This is a genomic window from Arthrobacter pullicola, assembly GCF_014836875.1.
Classification (GTDB): Bacteria; Actinomycetota; Actinomycetes; order Actinomycetales; family Micrococcaceae; genus Arthrobacter_B; species Arthrobacter_B pullicola.
Map to the genome: position 1 here is coordinate 169,927 of NZ_JACSQC010000006.1, position 15,510 is coordinate 185,436.

10 protein-coding genes are annotated in these 15,510 nt (G+C 67.1%); 6 read left to right on the top strand and 4 right to left on the bottom strand.

Annotated features, from left to right (window positions below; all coding sequences use genetic code 11):
- Positions 1-60 precede the first annotated feature (60 nt).
- From H9638_RS13580 to H9638_RS13600, 5 genes are all read left to right on the top strand, one after another.
- Positions 61-5,157, top strand: coding sequence for a DNA glycosylase AlkZ-like family protein (locus tag H9638_RS13580; RefSeq protein WP_191748183.1), 5,097 nt, complete (start codon positions 61-63; stop codon positions 5,155-5,157).
- 407 nt (positions 5,158-5,564) lie between these two features.
- Entirely contained in the window at positions 5,565-6,374 is an 810-nt protein-coding gene (locus H9638_RS13585) for an Fpg/Nei family DNA glycosylase (protein ID WP_191748185.1), read from the top strand.
- A 553-nt stretch (positions 6,375-6,927) separates the two neighbouring features.
- Positions 6,928-8,640 carry an HNH endonuclease signature motif containing protein gene (locus H9638_RS13590; protein ID WP_191748187.1) on the top strand — a complete coding sequence of 571 codons (1,713 nt, stop codon included), beginning with the start codon at positions 6,928-6,930 and terminating at the stop codon, positions 8,638-8,640.
- Positions 8,641-8,784: 144 nt separating this feature from the next.
- Positions 8,785-9,702 (top strand): RluA family pseudouridine synthase, encoded by a 918-nt coding sequence (locus H9638_RS13595; RefSeq protein WP_191748315.1) that lies wholly within the window; start codon positions 8,785-8,787, stop codon positions 9,700-9,702.
- A 1,148-nt stretch (positions 9,703-10,850) separates the two neighbouring features.
- Positions 10,851-11,636: a hypothetical protein gene (locus tag H9638_RS13600; protein WP_191748189.1), complete on the top strand. Its 786-nt coding sequence runs from the start codon at positions 10,851-10,853 to the stop codon at positions 11,634-11,636.
- Here the strand turns inward: H9638_RS13600 and H9638_RS13605 are convergent.
- Together H9638_RS13605 and H9638_RS13610 are read right to left on the bottom strand one after the other, a co-directional pair.
- Positions 11,578-11,883, bottom strand: a complete 306-nt coding sequence (locus H9638_RS13605; RefSeq protein WP_191748191.1) for a hypothetical protein — start codon at positions 11,881-11,883, stop codon at positions 11,578-11,580. The genes H9638_RS13600 and H9638_RS13605 overlap by 59 nt on opposite strands.
- Before the next feature lie 155 nt (positions 11,884-12,038).
- The gene (locus H9638_RS13610; RefSeq protein WP_191748193.1) at positions 12,039-12,485 is read right to left on the bottom strand and encodes a hypothetical protein; all 447 of its coding nucleotides are present in this window, start codon (positions 12,483-12,485) and stop codon (positions 12,039-12,041) included.
- A gap of 305 nt (positions 12,486-12,790) precedes the next feature.
- On the opposite strand from H9638_RS13610, the gene H9638_RS13615 reads away from it, so the two are divergent.
- Positions 12,791-13,432 (top strand): TetR/AcrR family transcriptional regulator, encoded by a 642-nt coding sequence (locus tag H9638_RS13615; protein ID WP_191748195.1) that lies wholly within the window; start codon positions 12,791-12,793, stop codon positions 13,430-13,432.
- A gap of 15 nt (positions 13,433-13,447) precedes the next feature.
- Here H9638_RS13615 and H9638_RS13620 read toward each other — a convergent pair whose 3' ends face one another.
- Together H9638_RS13620 and H9638_RS13625 are read right to left on the bottom strand one after the other, a co-directional pair.
- Positions 13,448-14,653: an acyl-CoA dehydrogenase family protein gene (locus tag H9638_RS13620; protein WP_191748196.1), complete on the bottom strand. Its 1,206-nt coding sequence runs from the start codon at positions 14,651-14,653 to the stop codon at positions 13,448-13,450.
- 10 nt (positions 14,654-14,663) lie between these two features.
- On the bottom strand, positions 14,664-15,440 hold the full coding sequence (locus H9638_RS13625) for a 3-hydroxyacyl-CoA dehydrogenase (protein WP_191748199.1): 777 nt from the start codon (positions 15,438-15,440) through the stop codon (positions 14,664-14,666).
- Between the last annotated feature and the right edge of the window lie 70 nt (positions 15,441-15,510).

A 15,510-nucleotide genomic window follows, 5' to 3' on the forward strand; every position in this document is an offset into this window, starting at 1 on the left:
CTGTGCAGTACTAGCCGCACTCTGCTCCGCAGTGTCACCGGTGTGGGGAAGAATGGGGGCATGACGTCGGCCGCCTCGGTGCTTTCGAAGTTCACCCCCGCCACCCGGGACTGGTTCCAGGGCGCCTTCACCGAGCCCACCCCTGCGCAGGTCGGCGCATGGGACGCCGTGTCCAGCGGGTCCAATGCCCTGGTGATCGCTCCCACCGGTTCCGGCAAGACCCTGGCTGCCTTCCTCTGGTCACTGGACCGGTTCATCGCCGCGGCAGCCTCGGCACCGCATCAGGAAACCCTGACCGACGACGCCGGCCCGCGGGGACGTTCCCGGGTGCCCAAGCGCAAAACCAAGGTCCTGTACATTTCCCCGCTGAAGGCCCTCGGCGTGGACGTGGAGCGGAACCTCCGGGCACCCCTGATCGGCATCACGCAGACCGCCAAGCGGCTCGGGCTGCCGGCACCGTCCATCACCGTGGGTGTCCGTTCCGGGGACACCCCGCAGAACGAGCGCCGCGCCCTGCTGACCCGGCCGCCGGACATCCTGATCACCACGCCGGAGTCCCTGTTCCTGATGCTCACCTCCCAGGCACGGGAAACGCTCTCCGAAGTGGACACCGTGATTGTGGACGAGGTTCACGCCGTCGCCGGCACCAAGCGCGGGGCGCATCTTGCGGTTTCCCTGGCCCGGCTGGATGCCCTGCTGGAGAAGCCGGTGCAGCGGATCGGCCTTTCGGCGACCGTTGAGCCCCAGGAGACCGTGGCCCGGTTCCTGGGCGGCAATGCCCCCGTGAAGGTCGTCGCTCCGAAGTCCAAAAAGAACTGGAACCTCACCGTCACAGTCCCTGTGGAGGACATGACGGACCTCGGTAACACTCCGGCCCAGGACACTGTGGAGGGCGGTTTCGCTCCGCAGGCCAGCATCTGGCCGCATGTGGAGGAGAAGATTGCCGACCTGATCGAGGCGAACCGCTCCACCATCGTTTTCGCCAACTCCCGGCGGCTGGCCGAACGGCTCACCGCCCGGCTCAACGAAATCCACGCGTACCGGCTGGAGGCCGCGCAGGCTGCCACCGGAACCGACGGCGTTCCTGGGCCCGCTGCGGCTGACCAGGTTGCGCCCGGCCGCGTCCCGGCGCAGCTGATGGCGCAGGCCGGTGTCTCCATACGCACCCGCCGGCAGGACTCCGGCCATCGAGGCGGGGCAGCTGGAGGCACAGCCGTCGGAGGCACTGCCGCTGGTAGCACTGCCGTTGGTGGCACCGCAGCTAAAGGCACCGCCGCTGGAGGCACAGCCGTCGATGACGCTGCCCTCGATGAGACTGCCCCGCTCCTTGCGCGCGCCCACCATGGCTCGGTGTCCAAGGACCAGCGGGCGCTGATCGAGGACGACCTGAAATCCGGCCGGCTGCGCTGCGTGGTGGCAACCAGTTCGCTGGAGCTGGGCATCGACATGGGTGCCGTGGACCTGGTGGTGCAGGTCGAATCCCCACCCTCGGTGGCCAGCGGCCTGCAGCGTGTGGGCCGCGCCGGACACCAGGTGGGCGAGATCTCGCAGGGCGTGATGTTCCCCAAACACCGCGGTGACCTGCTGAACTCCGCCGTCACGGTGGAACGGATGCTTGCCGGGCAGATCGAACCACTCTTCATTCCGGCCAATCCGCTGGACATCCTGGCGCAGCAGACCGTCGCAGCCACCGCCCTCGGAACCATCGATGTGGAGGAGTGGTTCGACGTCGTGCGCAGTTCCGCGCCCTTTGCCGGACTGCCGCGCTCCGCATTCGACGCAACACTTGATCTGTTAGCCGGACGCTACCCGTCTGATGAGTTCGCCGAGCTGCGGCCCCGGATCATCTGGGACCGGACGGAGAACACCATCACCGGGCGTCCCGGGGCGCAGCGGCTGGCCGTCACCTCGGGCGGAACCATTCCGGACCGCGGGCTGTTCGGTGTTTATCTGGTGGGTGATTCCGAGGGGAAGAACAGCCGCCGGGTCGGGGAACTCGATGAGGAAATGGTCTACGAGTCCCGGGTCGGCGATGTGTTCGCCCTCGGCGCCACCAGCTGGCGGATTGAGGACATCACCCATGACCGGGTGCTGGTCTCCCCCGCCTTCGGCCAGCCGGGCAAGCTGCCGTTCTGGCGCGGCGATTCGCAGGGCCGGCCGGTGGAGCTGGGCCGGGCGCTGGGGAAGTTCGTCCGGGAAATGGCCGGCTCCTCCGATCCGGTGGCCCGGGAACGGCTGGCCGCCGTCGGGCTCGATGAATGGGCCGCCGGGAACCTGGTGGCCTACCTCCGCGAGCAGCAGCTGGCCACCGAGGTGGTCCCGAGTGACCGGACCCTGGTCATAGAGCGCTTCCATGATGAGCTTGGCGACTGGCGGGTAGTCCTCCACAGCCCGTTCGGGATGCCCGTGCACGCGCCCTGGGCGCTGGCGGTCGGGGCCCGGCTGCAGCAGCGCTACGGTTTGGACGGCTCCGCCATGGCCTCCGACGACGGCATTGTGCTGCGGGTGCCTCTCATGGAGGACGAACCGCCCGGCGCGGAGCTGTTCCTCTTTGAACCCGATGAGCTGGAAGCGATTGTCACTGCCGAGGTCGGCGGGTCGGCACTGTTCGCCTCGCGGTTCCGCGAGTGTGCGGCCCGGGCCCTGCTGCTCCCGCGGCAGAACCCTGCAAAACGCACCCCGCTCTGGCAGCAGCGCCAGCGCTCCGCCCAGCTGCTCGATGTCGCCCGGAAGTTCCCCACCTTCCCGATCGTGCTGGAAACGGTGCGGGAATGCCTCCAGGACGTTTACGACCTGCCGGCGCTCAAGGACCTGGCCGCAGCCGTCGAACGCCGCGAAATCCGGCTCGTGGAGACCACCACGCCGCAGCCGTCGCCCTTCGCGCGGTCGCTGCTTTTCGGCTACGTGGGCGCGTTCCTCTACGAGGGCGATTCACCGCTCGCCGAACGCCGCGCGGCGGCCCTGTCCCTGGACCCGACGCTGCTGAACGAGCTGCTGGGCCGGGCGGAACTGCGCGAACTGCTGGACGCGCGGATCATCGCGCAGACCGAGGCCGAACTGCAGAGACTCGCGCCGGACCGCCGGGCCCGCGGAGTCGAGGGCGTGGCGGATCTGCTGCGTCTGCTCGGGCCGCTGACTGCTGCGGAGGTCGCTTTGCGGCTGGAGCCGCTGGCGTCTGGGGCGGCTGGGGCGTCTGGGGCGGCTGCCGAGGGTGCTGAAGCTCCGGATGCCGTACCGGACAGCGCAGCGCACGCCACCGAGGCCGAAGCTGCCGGGCTGCTGCAGGAACTCGTCCGCGCAAACCGGGCCCTGCTGGCCGGTATCGCCGGAACCCAGCGGTACGCCGCGATTGAGGATGCTGCCCGGCTTCGTGACGCGCTCGGCGTGCCGCTGCCGATGGGGGTTCCGCTGGCCTTTGTGGAACCGGTGCCGGATCCGCTGGGCGATTTGGTTGGCCGTTACGCCCGCACGCACGGTCCGTTCACCGCAGCGGAAGCAGCGGCCCGGCTGGGGCTGGGGGTCGCCGTCGTCACCACTACGCTGCAGCGGCTGGCAGGCGAGGGCCGGGTCGCTGAGGGCGAGTTCCGCCCCACCGAAGCCCTGATTCTCGACGCAGCCGCCGGCGCCGACCAGACCCCGCCGGCCACCGTCACCGTGCCTGGCGCTCCCGCCGGGTCCGAGTGGTGCGACGCGGAGGTGCTGCGCCGGCTGAGGCGCCGGTCGCTCGCTGCACTGCGTTCCGACGTCGAACCCGTGGACCCGCCAACCTACGGGCGTTTCCTGCCTGCGTGGCAGAACGTGGGGTCTTCGCTGCGGGGGCTCGACGGCGTCGTGACCGTGATCGACCAGCTCTCCGGGGTGCCTATTCCGGCGTCCGCGTGGGAGCCGCTCATTCTTGGGTCGCGGGTCCGGGATTACGCGCCGGGGATGCTTGACGAACTCACGGCGACGGGCGAGGTCATTTGGTCCGGTACGGGGTCGCTGCCGGGGAATGACGGCTGGATTGCCCTGCATCTGGCCGAAAATGCTCCGCTGACGCTGAACCCCGAGCCTGATTTCACACCCACCGACCTCCAGTCCAGGCTGCTGGAGCTGCTCTCCGGAACCGGTGCGTTCTTCTTCCGGCAGCTCGCCGAGGGCCTGAACCGCGAGGTTCTTCACGCTGCCCCGGTGCAGGACGGCGGTGCGTTGCTGCCGGATTCGGAGATCATTTCCGCGCTGTGGGAACTGGTTTGGGCCGGAAGGATCACAAACGACACGTTTACTCCGGTGCGGTCGCTGCTCGCGGGCGGAAAGACGGCGCACAAACAGCGGGCGACGACGCCCCGGGCGCGGACTGCGCGTTTGGGCCGATTGGGCCGGATGCCGCGCGGCAGCCTGAGTTCGTCTTCGCTGCGGCTCGCCGGCGGGCAGGATTCGCCGGCGCACGGTTCGTCGGCGCAGGGTCCAGCCGGGCGGGGTTCAACCGGGCAGCCGGCGCGGGGTCCGCAGCCGCTTGTCGCTGGCCGATGGAGCCTGCTGCCGCCGGTGGAGGCGGATACCACCATTCACGCGCATGCCACGGCCGAGCTGCTCATGGACAGGTACGGGATCCTCACCCGCGGATCCGTAATGAGCGAAGGTGTTCCGGGCGGTTTCGGCCTGCTGTACAAGGTGCTGGCCCGGTTGGAGGAGATGGGCCGCTGCCGGCGCGGGTATTTCATCGAGCAGCTTGGTGCGGCGCAGTTCGCTGTCCCTGCCACAGTGGACCGGCTCCGGTCCTTCTCGCGCGAGAACCAGCTGGCCGTTCCGGAGCCGCAGGCGGTGGCTCTGGCCGCGACCGATCCGGCGAATCCGTATGGGGCGGCGCTGCCGTGGCCAGCCTCGGAGGGCGGCCATCGTCCCGGACGGAAAGCCGGTGCTCTGGTGGTGATGGTCGACGGCGGCCTAGTCCTTTATGTGGAGCGCGGCGGCAAGACCCTGCTTGCATATACAGACGACGCCGAGACGCTCCTGCTTGCCGCGGCTGCACTGGTGGACATTATCCGGCGGGGTGCTGCGGAGAAGATGGCTGTGGAGAAGGCGAACGGTGTGGACATCCTGGACACTCCTGTGGCTACGGCGCTGATGGCCGCGGGGTTCTATTCGACGCCGAAGGGGCTGCGGTACCGTGTCTGAGCTGAATTGTGCAGGCAGACTGCGGTGTGTAGGTGGACTGCGGCGCGTTGGAGGACGGCGGTGTGTTGGGGTGCTGCGGCGCGTAGGTGTGCTGCGGTTTGTAGGTGGACGGCGTTGCGTAGATGGACTGCGGCGCGTTGGGGTGACCCGTGTCTGCACTGTTGGGGGTCCTGGGGTTGGGGCTGCTGGGGCTGGAACTGCTGCTCGCGCTGGTGCTGAAGCGGCTGCGCAGGTCCCGCCCTCGGGCGGGAGGCCCCTTGGCTCTGCTAATGCGGCCCACCCACAGTGCGGAACCCACACCCCCGATTTGCCGCCGTCGCGCAGGGGGCCCCCTGCCTCTGCTAATGCGGCCCGCCCACAGCACGGAGCCCACACCCCCGGCCTACCGCCGTCGGGCAGGAGGCCCAGTGCCTGAGGGGGATACTGTCTGGCGGGCAGCGCGGGACTTGAATGCCGCATTGGCCGGGGCGGAGCTCACGCGTACTGATTTCCGTGTTCCGCGCTTCGCGACCACCGATCTCAGCGGGCGGATCGTGGAGGAAGTGGTTTCGCGCGGGAAGCACCTGCTGATCCGTGTGGCTCCGGAGGAAGCTGAAGCTGAGGGGTGGACGGTCCATTCCCATCTGAAGATGGAAGGGCTTTGGCACGTTTATGCGCGGGGCGAGCGGTGGCGCCGTCCTGCGTTCAAAGCCCGTGCGGTGCTGGAAACTGCCATCCGGCAGGCGGTTGGCTTCGAGCTCGGGATTCTTCGGGTCTTCCCGCGCAGCGGTGAGGAGGAGGCCGTCGGGTATTTGGGTCCTGACTTGCTGGGACCGGATTGGGATGCCGATGAAGCGCTCCGGCGGCTGGGTTCCGTTCCGGAGCGGCCGGTTGGTCTGGCGCTGTTGGACCAGCGGAACCTCGCCGGGCTGGGCAATGTCTACCGGTGCGAGCTTTGCTTTCTTATTGGGGTGCATCCATTGACTCCGGTTGCCCAGGTTCCAGATTTGGCTCGGCTGGTCGATCTTTCCAAGCGGCTTTTGGAAGCGAACAAGGCCCGCTCGAGGCGGATCACTACGGGCATGTCGACCGGGCGGGACCCGTTGTGGGTCTACAACCGGGAGAAGCGCGGATGTCTGCGCTGCGGCACCGGAGTCGTCCATGAGCTTGTTGGCGACAACGAACTCGAGCTTCGCGACCTGTATTTCTGCCCTCGCTGCCAGCCGCGGGTGGAGTAGCCGGGCGGAGCGGCCGGGTGGAGTAGCCGGGTGGCCGGGCAGAGCGGGATCTAGGTAGAGATGCCGGCCGTGTGTGAGCGGACCGTGTGGGCGTGCGGCGGAGCCCGGCCTAGCGCGGGCGGGCCGAGCGCGGGCGGGCCGGCGGAACCCGGCCGTGCATGGCGGGCCGAGCGGAGCCAGGCCATGTGAGGCGGGCCGAGCGTAGCCAGGCCATGTGAGGCGGGCCGAGCGTAGCCAGGCCGTGTGTGCCAGGCCGTGTGTGGCGGGCCGTGTGTGCCAGGCCGTGTGTGGCGGGCCGAGCGCGGCCGAGCGGAGCCGGACCGAATGCGGAGCTGTGCGGAGGCAGCCCTCCCGCAGCCGGGCGAGCCTCGCCCAGCCGAGCGCGGACGGCACTTGGGCGGAGCAAGTGGACGACCGGTGTCAAACACCAGAACCCGTTCTGTGGATAACCCATCCAAAACTAAGTAATTTTGACCGTTTTCCCGTAGCGACCATCCCTCCACAATGGCTAATTTTGCTTTGGCCGTGCCGCCATAGGTGGAAGCCTTGAGGCATGACACCCACCGCTCCTTCTGAAGACCGGCTCTTCGAAGCGATGTCTGATGCCTGCGGCTCAAATTCCGGCCGCTCCAATCCTTGCGGTTCCGATACGGGTTCCAGGCCGAATTCAGAGGGCCGGTTGTCATGTTTGGATACGTTCTCAGCATCGTCGACATCGAACGATGCCTCCCCCTTCCACGGTGCAGTCTCCCTCATCTCCCCAGAGACATTGGATCCGGAAGAAGCCGGAACGGTCCTCGCCCGACTGGCAGCGCTGGCCAGCTGGGCCAAGGCTCAACAGACCAGGGTTGTACACAGGTTGGAGGCTTTGATTGCCGAAGAAGTGGAGGGCTCCCTTCAGCAGCCAGACGAGGGCCTCGCGATGTCGCTGACAGCAGCTGAGGCTGGCGCTGTACTGAACATTCCGCATATGAGCGCCCTGCAGCTTGTTAGCGACGCCTCCCAACTCTGCACTGACCGGACTGCAACGCTGGCTGCGCTTTCACACGGACACATTAGTCACCGCCATGCCCGTGCGGTGCTGGACCAGCTCCAGAACATTCCCAGAGCTCAGGCTCCTGACTTCGAGGCTGAACTGTTGTCTGCCGCTGAGGGAAGGACTTGCGCGCAGTTCACCCGAACCGCGCGCCGTCTGCGGGAGCGGCGTTGGCCTGAGACCATCTCTGCCCGTCACCGCACAGCACTGGACAAGCGACGTGTGAGCTTCGACCCCGCCGCGGATGGAATGGGCGAATTCTGTGCCCGCATCGCGGCGGAAAAGGGGCAGGCGATTTACACTGCTCTGACCCTTGCCGCACAAGGTGAGCGGAAGGCGGGCGACCCACGGACCCTGGACCAGCTGCGCGCGGACATCTTCACTTCCCTGATGCTCCACTCCAGCGGAACTCCACCAGCCGGTGACAGTTGGGCCCCGGATTCGAAACAGCCAGCGATGCCAGCGCCTTCGTCGACTGGTTTATCTGAGACCGGAGGCTTCCAACCCGGCGAAGGCTGGCCAGGGGCAGGGAACTCCCCGGCGGACGAAGGCTACCCCGGGACCGGGAGCTCCCCGGTGGTTGGAAGGTGCCCCGCAGCCGGTGAGTCCTCCACAGACGGATATCTCCCGGGTGCCGCAGGTTTCCCCAACACAATTACCGAATGGGATGACACCGCCGGGATCAAGGCGGAAATTATGGTCCTCATCAGCGCAGAAACCCTGTTCGGAGACAACGAACACTGCGCCGAGCTCAACGGCGTTGGCCCCATCTCCGCCGAGGCCGGGCGTCGGCTGGCAAGGCAGGCGCTGCACTGGACCGGCTTGGTTCAGGACCCATCGACCGGGGAGATTCTGGCGGTAGGTCGGCGCCGAAAAATTCCGGCCGGACTCAAACGCTGGCTTCAGGCCCGGGACGGAACCTGCCGCTTTCCGGGCTGTGGAGTTAGTCCAGCACGTACCGAGATCGACCACACCCACCCCTGGGCCAGCGGCGGCCTCACAGAGCACGGCAATCTCGCCCACCTCTGCCCCAAGCACCATCGATACAAGACTCTTGGGTTCTGGAGAGCCCGGCAGAAAGAACCTGGATTCCTCGAGTGGATCTCTCCATTGGGGCGGATCTATCAAACGTCTCCCCAGTTGCACTATGGTCCCAACCGGCAAGCGAGCGGAAGCTGCAGCCCCCAATCCACAGCCACCCCATCAGACTCTGACCCTCCTCCGTTCTAGCGACGGCAGATCGGTCCGGCGTAGCTAGCAGCAGCTACAGCGCCCAAGCAATAGCCATAGCCAGCCAGCCCCCGCCCCCCCCATCACCGTTCCGGAGTGCAGACCGGAGTACAGACCCACCTGCGCCGGTACCCTAGAAGGGTGATGCAATCCCCTCTTCCCGTCCGCAACGGAGTCAATGCCACCAGGCTTCGGCTGCCTGAAGAAGGGTCCTGGGAGACTGCCATGGACTACGTGCTGGACCGCTTCGGGCACGTGGATCCGGAGGGGATTATCAAGCGGTTCGACCGTGGCGAAGTCGTCGGAATCGGCGGAATACCGCTGTCCCGGACTACCCCGCTGAACGAGCACACCTTCATCTGGTACTACCGCGAGCTGCCACCGGAAGTGCGGCTGCCGGTCGAGATCAGCATTCTGCATCAGGATGAAAACCTGCTCGTCGTCGACAAGCCGCACTTCCTGCCCACCACACCGGGTGGAATGTACGTTGCCGAATCTGCCCTGATCCGCCTGCGCGTCGCCCTCGGCATCCCCGATCTGATCCCCATGCACCGGCTGGACCGGATGACCGCCGGAGTCCTCCTGTTTTCAACGAATCCGGAGACCCGCGGCAAGTACCAGGTCATGTTCGAGAAGCGACGCATCGAAAAGGAATATGAGGCGGTCGCACCGGTCCGTGCGGATCTCGATCTCCCGCTGGTTGTCCGCAGCCGAATGGTGAAGTCACGGACCTATCTCCTGGCCCAGGAAGTCCCCGGAGAGCCAAACGCGGAGACCCGGGTGGAGCTCATCGAGGAATCTGGCGGGATCGGCCGCTACCGGTTGTTGCCCCATACGGGCAAGACGCATCAGCTGCGCGTTCACATGGCGTCGCTGGGAATCGGCATCCTGAACGACCCCTTCTACCCCGTCCTGCTGGAACAGGCACCTGATGACTACAGCCGGCCGATGCAGCTGCTGGCCCGTTCGGTCAGATTCACCGACCCGCTCACCCGCGAGCCCGTGGAATACCGAAGCCAGCTGACCCTCGACGCCTACCCAACGAACCTTCCGCAGCGCTAACCGCTGCGCTGACGGCTGTCTGAGCAGCACGCGACCTCTTGACCTCGGAGGTAGGCTGAGGGCCACCTGCCCGGACGGCATGACCGGGCCGTCACAGTCGACCTAAGGAATCCGGCATGCATCGCGACCCTTCAGTGCCCGCACGGCCACCGACGCAAGGGCTGGCACCTGGCGGGGCCGCGCCAACGCCAGCCAACGCACAGACAGCACCCGCCACCAGCACGACGCCGGCAGCCACCACGGGTACGACGGCGCGAGTTCCCAACGGGGATGCACCAACGACGGCTGGCCCGCAGACGGGACAGGCCACCAACGCGCCGGCAACCACCAAGGGTACGACGGCACGAGTTCCCAACGGGGCTGCACCAACGACGGCTGGCACACAGACCGGACAGGTCGCCAGCACGACGCTGGCAGGCGCCAAGGACACTCCAGCGGGGGGCCGCCCCTCCTCTGCAGCAGCCGAGTCAGCCGGGCCAGGGACCTCAGCCGGGTCAGCCGGGTCAATCAAACCGGCCCGGTCGGGCCGTCCAGCCAAACGATCCGGATCAGCTCGGCCGGCCTTCGTTCCTCCGCTGGCTCCCTCGCCACCTCCAGCTGACCCGCCAACCGTGCAGCACAGGCGGCTGCAGGCTACGCCCGCAACCGGAAACTCCGCCACCGATCTCCCGGGCGTTGGAGGGCCGGGCATCGGGGGTATTGGAGGACCGGGCGCACTAGGACAAACTGCCGACTTCCCGGGCGCCAGAAGACAAGCTGCCGATCTCCCGGGCGTTGGAGGACCGGGTGCACTAGGACAAGCTGCCGACTTCCCAGACACCGGAGGACCAGCTGCCCGACACCCAGACACCGGAGAACCAGACACGAAAGGACCACGCGCCAGAGGACTAGCTGCCGGCCTCCCGGGGACGAGAGGACCAGACACGGGAAGACCAGGCACAGGAGGCCAGGACGCGGGCGGACCTGACCCCGGCACAGCCCCGTCCGCTGCCGACGTTCGCAGACCCTCACGCACTCTGTGGACAGATCTACAGGCATGGCTGCCGAACCAGGACAGGGCATCCAGCAGCAGCAGCAGCTTCGTCGGCACGGTCCGCCGTGTCGCCGTCACAGTCGTGACCGCCGGCTCCGCCGCCTCCGTGTATTTCATGACCCAAGACCCCAACGGCTATCCGGCCTTACCCGCCGGTCCAGGATTCCTCGACCAATCCGGGTCGCTCCTGGCTGCAGTTCCCCTCGTGTGGGCCGCATGGCTGCCGGTTTTCACAGGAGCCCTCGCCTATGCGGTCTACCAGTGGCTGCCCTCGCAGCGTCTGAATCCGCGCCACGGCTGGACAGGCTGGGCGGCGATTACCGCCGTCGTACTGGGAGCTCTTTGGATCTGGGCCGCAGCAGGAGGAAGTCCTGCTGCCGCCACCTGGATTGCAATGGTTCAGGTTCTGGCAGGCCTAGCCGTGATCCACATGATTAATGGCTGGCCGCCGTCAACCCGCACCGAACACCTTGTCACTGATGTGCCCGCCGGGGTTTTTCTTGGCGTTTCCGTCCTTGCGCTGCTCGCCTCGCTGGGTGGCTGGCTTGTCCAGGACGGAGCCGACGTCGGAGGGTGGGGTCCGGAAGCATGGACCTTTATCGCTCTGGTTTCTGTGGTCGTCGGTGTCACGACCGTCTGCATGACGGACCGCGGGCACCTGTCCGTCGCCCTTACCGTGGTGTGGGGGCTCAGCTGGATGGGCAGTGCCCGCCTGCTGGAGGACCCGGCCGCAGTGTGGCCCGCAGTGGGCGCATTTACCGCAGCCTTCCTCATCATCGTTTCAGCGAGCTCACGACGGCATCAGGTGGACCATGCCGGCAGGCTGGCAGACCGCCAGCAGCTCAAAGCGGAGTCCAGCGTCCCCGCTGCCGGCGAAGCACCCGGAGCTGCTCGCACCTAGCCACCTGCTCGACGGCGTGCCGCATATTCATGGCAGCCCGCCGTGCCTGCGAGTTCTCGACTCCGTATTCGTTGGCTGGAACCATAAACCGGAGGGTGATCCGTGGAACGCCCGACACTATGTCCAGCTGGTTCGCCTCCACATGGTGGCTCGCCTCCAAGGCCTCAACGGCGGCGTCCATGACGGCCTCCGGCGGATTGCCGGGCCGCAGCCCAAGGATGTTCAGCTGGATTCGGAAGGAAGGCATCCTCCAACGTTAGACCGCGACGGCGGCCTCCCGGCCCCGGGTAGCGCCGCTGGAGCGGCTGCGTGGCCGCGCTCCTGCATGACCGCGCGCCCGCCCGGCCACGCACCCCAGAGTCCGGTCCAGGGCCCAGACCCCAGTCCCGACCGGCGTCCCGCCTAGAGTTCCTGGTCCTCCGGATCGAAAGAGGAAAGCGGATCGCCGCCGCCGTGCGCCGGATCGTCGCTGCCGTCTTCCATCGGATCGACGCTCGGATCCCCGAAGTCGACGTCGCGGGCCGCTTCGCCGATGGTGGGTTCATCCGGCGGGATCTGCGAATCGCCCTCTTCGTAGCGTTCCTCGCGGGTCTCATCGCGCAGGGTCTGGTCCGACTCCGCGCCGGGCTGGCCGGCGAGCGGTTCCTCGTTGATCAGCGGGTCGTCCTGCCAGGCGTCTGGATTGTCCTCCGCGGCGCCGGGGTAGGAAAGCGCCTCTTCTGCCATGAGGTCATCCTCGTCCAGCAGGTCCTCGCCTGAAATGATCGACACCTCGTCAGGTGTCACTACCGCTTCCAGATCATCAGCCAGGGCCGGGTTGTCGCTGTGGTCCGGGTTCTGTTCAGTCATCAGGGTCGCACCTTTCGATCGGGACGCGGGAAGCGTCATCTCTCGATACTAAGCCTACTGAGGACCGAACCGTGAAGTCATACCCTCGCTCCCGTGCACACCGGCTTTCGCACCCACCTGCCTGGCCCCGCAGCAGCATCACAACAACCGGCAGAGGTGCGCCTCAGCGATCCGTACGGCGGGCCGCAGCTCTCCGGCAGCTTGGAAAACCCGCGGGCGGCGCGGGAGTATGGTTAGCCTGATTAACGCGCCAGTCAACAGATGTGATCTATGAGGAGGTGGACCCCACCAGGTTGGGGTTAGTTTTGAAGCCAGAAGGTTTACGGGAACGAAAGAAGCGCCAAACCGAGACCGCCATCGAGCTGGCGGGCATTGAAATTGCCCTGGAATCCGGCCTCGAGTCGGTCACCGTGGCAAAGATCTGTGCCCGGGCCCAGGTGTCGCGCAGCACCTTCTTCAACTACATGCCTTCGCTGGAGGCCGCCATCTTCGGCCGCCCCTACCCCAGGCTGGTCCCCGGAGAGGTCGGGGCGATGCTCGACGCAGCTGAGGGCCTTCCCCTCTCCTCAGCGCTGCTCGGCGTGGTGATGTCCGTTATCGAACGGACATCGGTCAACCCGGAGGTGGCAGGAAAGCGCTACCAGCTGATGCAGGAGCATCCGGAGACGCAGATCCTGGTGCGCGGTCCGCTGACCCAGGTGTTCGATGATCTTGCGGACGTGGCGGGAGGCTGGCTCGAGGCCCACCCGGAAAGGCAGGCGAGCGCCGGCCCGGCCCGGCGGGAGGCGAAACTCCTTGTGGGGATCGTCGGCATGGCTCTGGAGGACCTCCTCCTGCGGCTGAGCGCCGACGGCGGCCTCCAGGATGTGGAGCTGTCCCCGGCGGATTGGTTCGAGGCAATCACCAACATCGCCCACCTTGCGGGTTCACAGGTGCAGGGAAGCTAGTTTCCGGGACCCGGATCAGCGAAGTGCCGAAATTCCGGTGATCTCCCGTCCGGTGATGAGGCTGTTGATCTCATAGGACCCCTCATAGGTGTAGATGGCCTCGGCATCGGCAAAGATCTTCGCCATCCGGTAATCGGTGACGATTCCGTTGCCGCCCAGCAGGCCCCGCCCCAGGGACACGGTTTCGCGCATCAGCCTGCTGGCATAGGACTTCGCCAACGCCGCACGCGCCATACCGTCGGTTCCTCCGCCGCCGCCAGGACCGCCGTCAGCTCCGGGACCAGGACCGCCGTACCCGCCCTGCTCCAGTTCTGTCACCCGCGCGAGCATCCCGGTGGATGCCACGGCATTGCCCAGCATCCGCACCAGCTGCTCCTGCACCAGCTGGAAACCTGCCAGCCGCCGGCCGAACTGTTGGCGTTCGACGGCGTAGGCCCGGGCGACGTCGAAAGCCGCCAGCTGCTGGCCCACCGCCTGCCAGCCCACCATAATCCGCGACCCGCGCAGCAGGTGCTTGGTGTCCTCGAAACTGTCGATCCCGGCCAGCCGCTCCGCTTCGGGAACCCGGACCTCGGTGAGTTCAATGTCCGCGTTCTGCACGGTCCGCAACGCTGTTTTGTGTTCGATCCGGGACCGCTTTATCCCGGGCAGCGAGGCGTCGAGGAGGAACCCGCGTACCTTCCCGGTGGCCGGTTCCCGGGCCCAGAGCAGCATCCAGTCGCAGAACGTCCCGTTGCCGATCCAGCGCTTGGTGCCGTTGAGGATCCAGGTGCCGCCGTCGCGCACCGCTGTGGTGGCCATACCCCCGGCGACATCGGAACCGTGGTCCGGTTCCGTCAGTGCGAAGGCTCCGGTGATCCGCAAAGCCTGCGCATCCGCCAGCAGCCGCTCCTTCTGGGCGGCGGAACCGAAGGCGTGCAGGCCTTCCACAAAGAGGTCGTGGTGGACCATAAAGAAGGTGGCGATCGAGGTGTCGGCCCGGGTCATCTCGGCGATCACCAGGCCGGCGAAGAGCGGGCTGTAGCCGCGCTGCACCGGTGTGGAGAGTTCCAGCCCGGCCAGCCCGGGCAGCAGCTCAGTGGGAAACCGCTCCTCGTTCCACCAGCGCACCGCGTGCGGGGTGACTTCCGCTGCCAGGAACGTGCGCAGCTGGGCCAGCTTGGCCGCTTCCTCCGAACTCAGGAGCTGTTCGAAGGAGAAGAAATCAGCGTCCGGAAGCATCAGCACACCCCTATTTCGGCCCCATCCGGATGGCGCCGTCCAGCCGGATGGTTTCGCCGTTCAGCATGGGGTTGGCGATGATGTGACTGACCAGGGAGGCATACTCGTCCGGGCGGCCGAGCCTGGAGGGGTGCGGAATCTGCGCCGCGAGCGAATCCTGGGCGTCCTGCGGCAGGCCAGCCATCATCGGCGTCTCGAAAATACCCGGCGCAATGGTCATCACCCGGATCTGGTGCCGTGCAAGCTCCCTCGCCAGCGGCAGGGTCATCGCGGCCACTCCGCCCTTGGACGCGGCGTAGGCAGGCTGCCCGATCTGCCCGTCGAAGGCCGCCACCGACGCCGTGTTGACGATGACTCCGCGCTCGGAGGTTCCGCCGTCGTCCGTTACCGGACTGGTTTCCGCCATAGCGGCAGCGGCCAGCCGGGTCACGTTGAAGGTGCCGATCAGGTTCACCTGGATCACGCGGGTGAAATCCTCCAGCGGGAGGACGCCGTTCCGGCCCAGGACCTTGCCCGGCGTCCCGATGCCGGCGCAGTTGACCGCCACCCGCAGCGGCGCCGCGGCCATGGCAGCTTCCACCGCGCCCTGCATCTGTGCCGGGTCTGTGACATCGCCCGGGACAAAGTGGGCGTTGTCCCCCAGCTCACCGGCATACGCCAGCCCGCCGGACTGCGGCAGGTCAACCAGCACCACCTCGGCGCCGGCATCGATCAGACGGCGGGCGGTGGCCCGTCCGAGCCCCGATGCTGCTCCCGTGACAATGGCCGAAGCGCCGGATAACTGCATCTGTCCTCCTGGAATCTGGGTGCGCGGATGCGCGTGCGGTCCCACGAGCCTACTGTGACGCGCAGCACCC

Bases quoted from the DNA above. Each gene is read 5' to 3' on its own strand.
- H9638_RS13610 (WP_191748193.1), bottom strand. From the start codon at position 12,485: ATGACTGAACAGAACCCGGACCACAGCGACAACCCGGCCCTGGCTGAT.
- H9638_RS13605 (WP_191748191.1), bottom strand. From the start codon at position 11,883: ATGCCTTCCTTCCGAATCCAGCTGAACATCCTTGGGCTGCGGCCCGGC.
- H9638_RS13620 (WP_191748196.1), bottom strand. From the start codon at position 14,653: ATGCTTCCGGACGCTGATTTCTTCTCCTTCGAACAGCTCCTGAGTTCG.
- H9638_RS13625 (WP_191748199.1), bottom strand. From the start codon at position 15,440: ATGCAGTTATCCGGCGCTTCGGCCATTGTCACGGGAGCAGCATCGGGG.
- H9638_RS13580 (WP_191748183.1), top strand. From the start codon at position 61: ATGACGTCGGCCGCCTCGGTGCTTTCGAAGTTCACCCCCGCCACCCGG.
- H9638_RS13595 (WP_191748315.1), top strand. From the start codon at position 8,785: ATGCAATCCCCTCTTCCCGTCCGCAACGGAGTCAATGCCACCAGGCTT.
- H9638_RS13590 (WP_191748187.1), top strand. From the start codon at position 6,928: ATGACACCCACCGCTCCTTCTGAAGACCGGCTCTTCGAAGCGATGTCT.
- H9638_RS13600 (WP_191748189.1), top strand. From the start codon at position 10,851: ATGACCCAAGACCCCAACGGCTATCCGGCCTTACCCGCCGGTCCAGGA.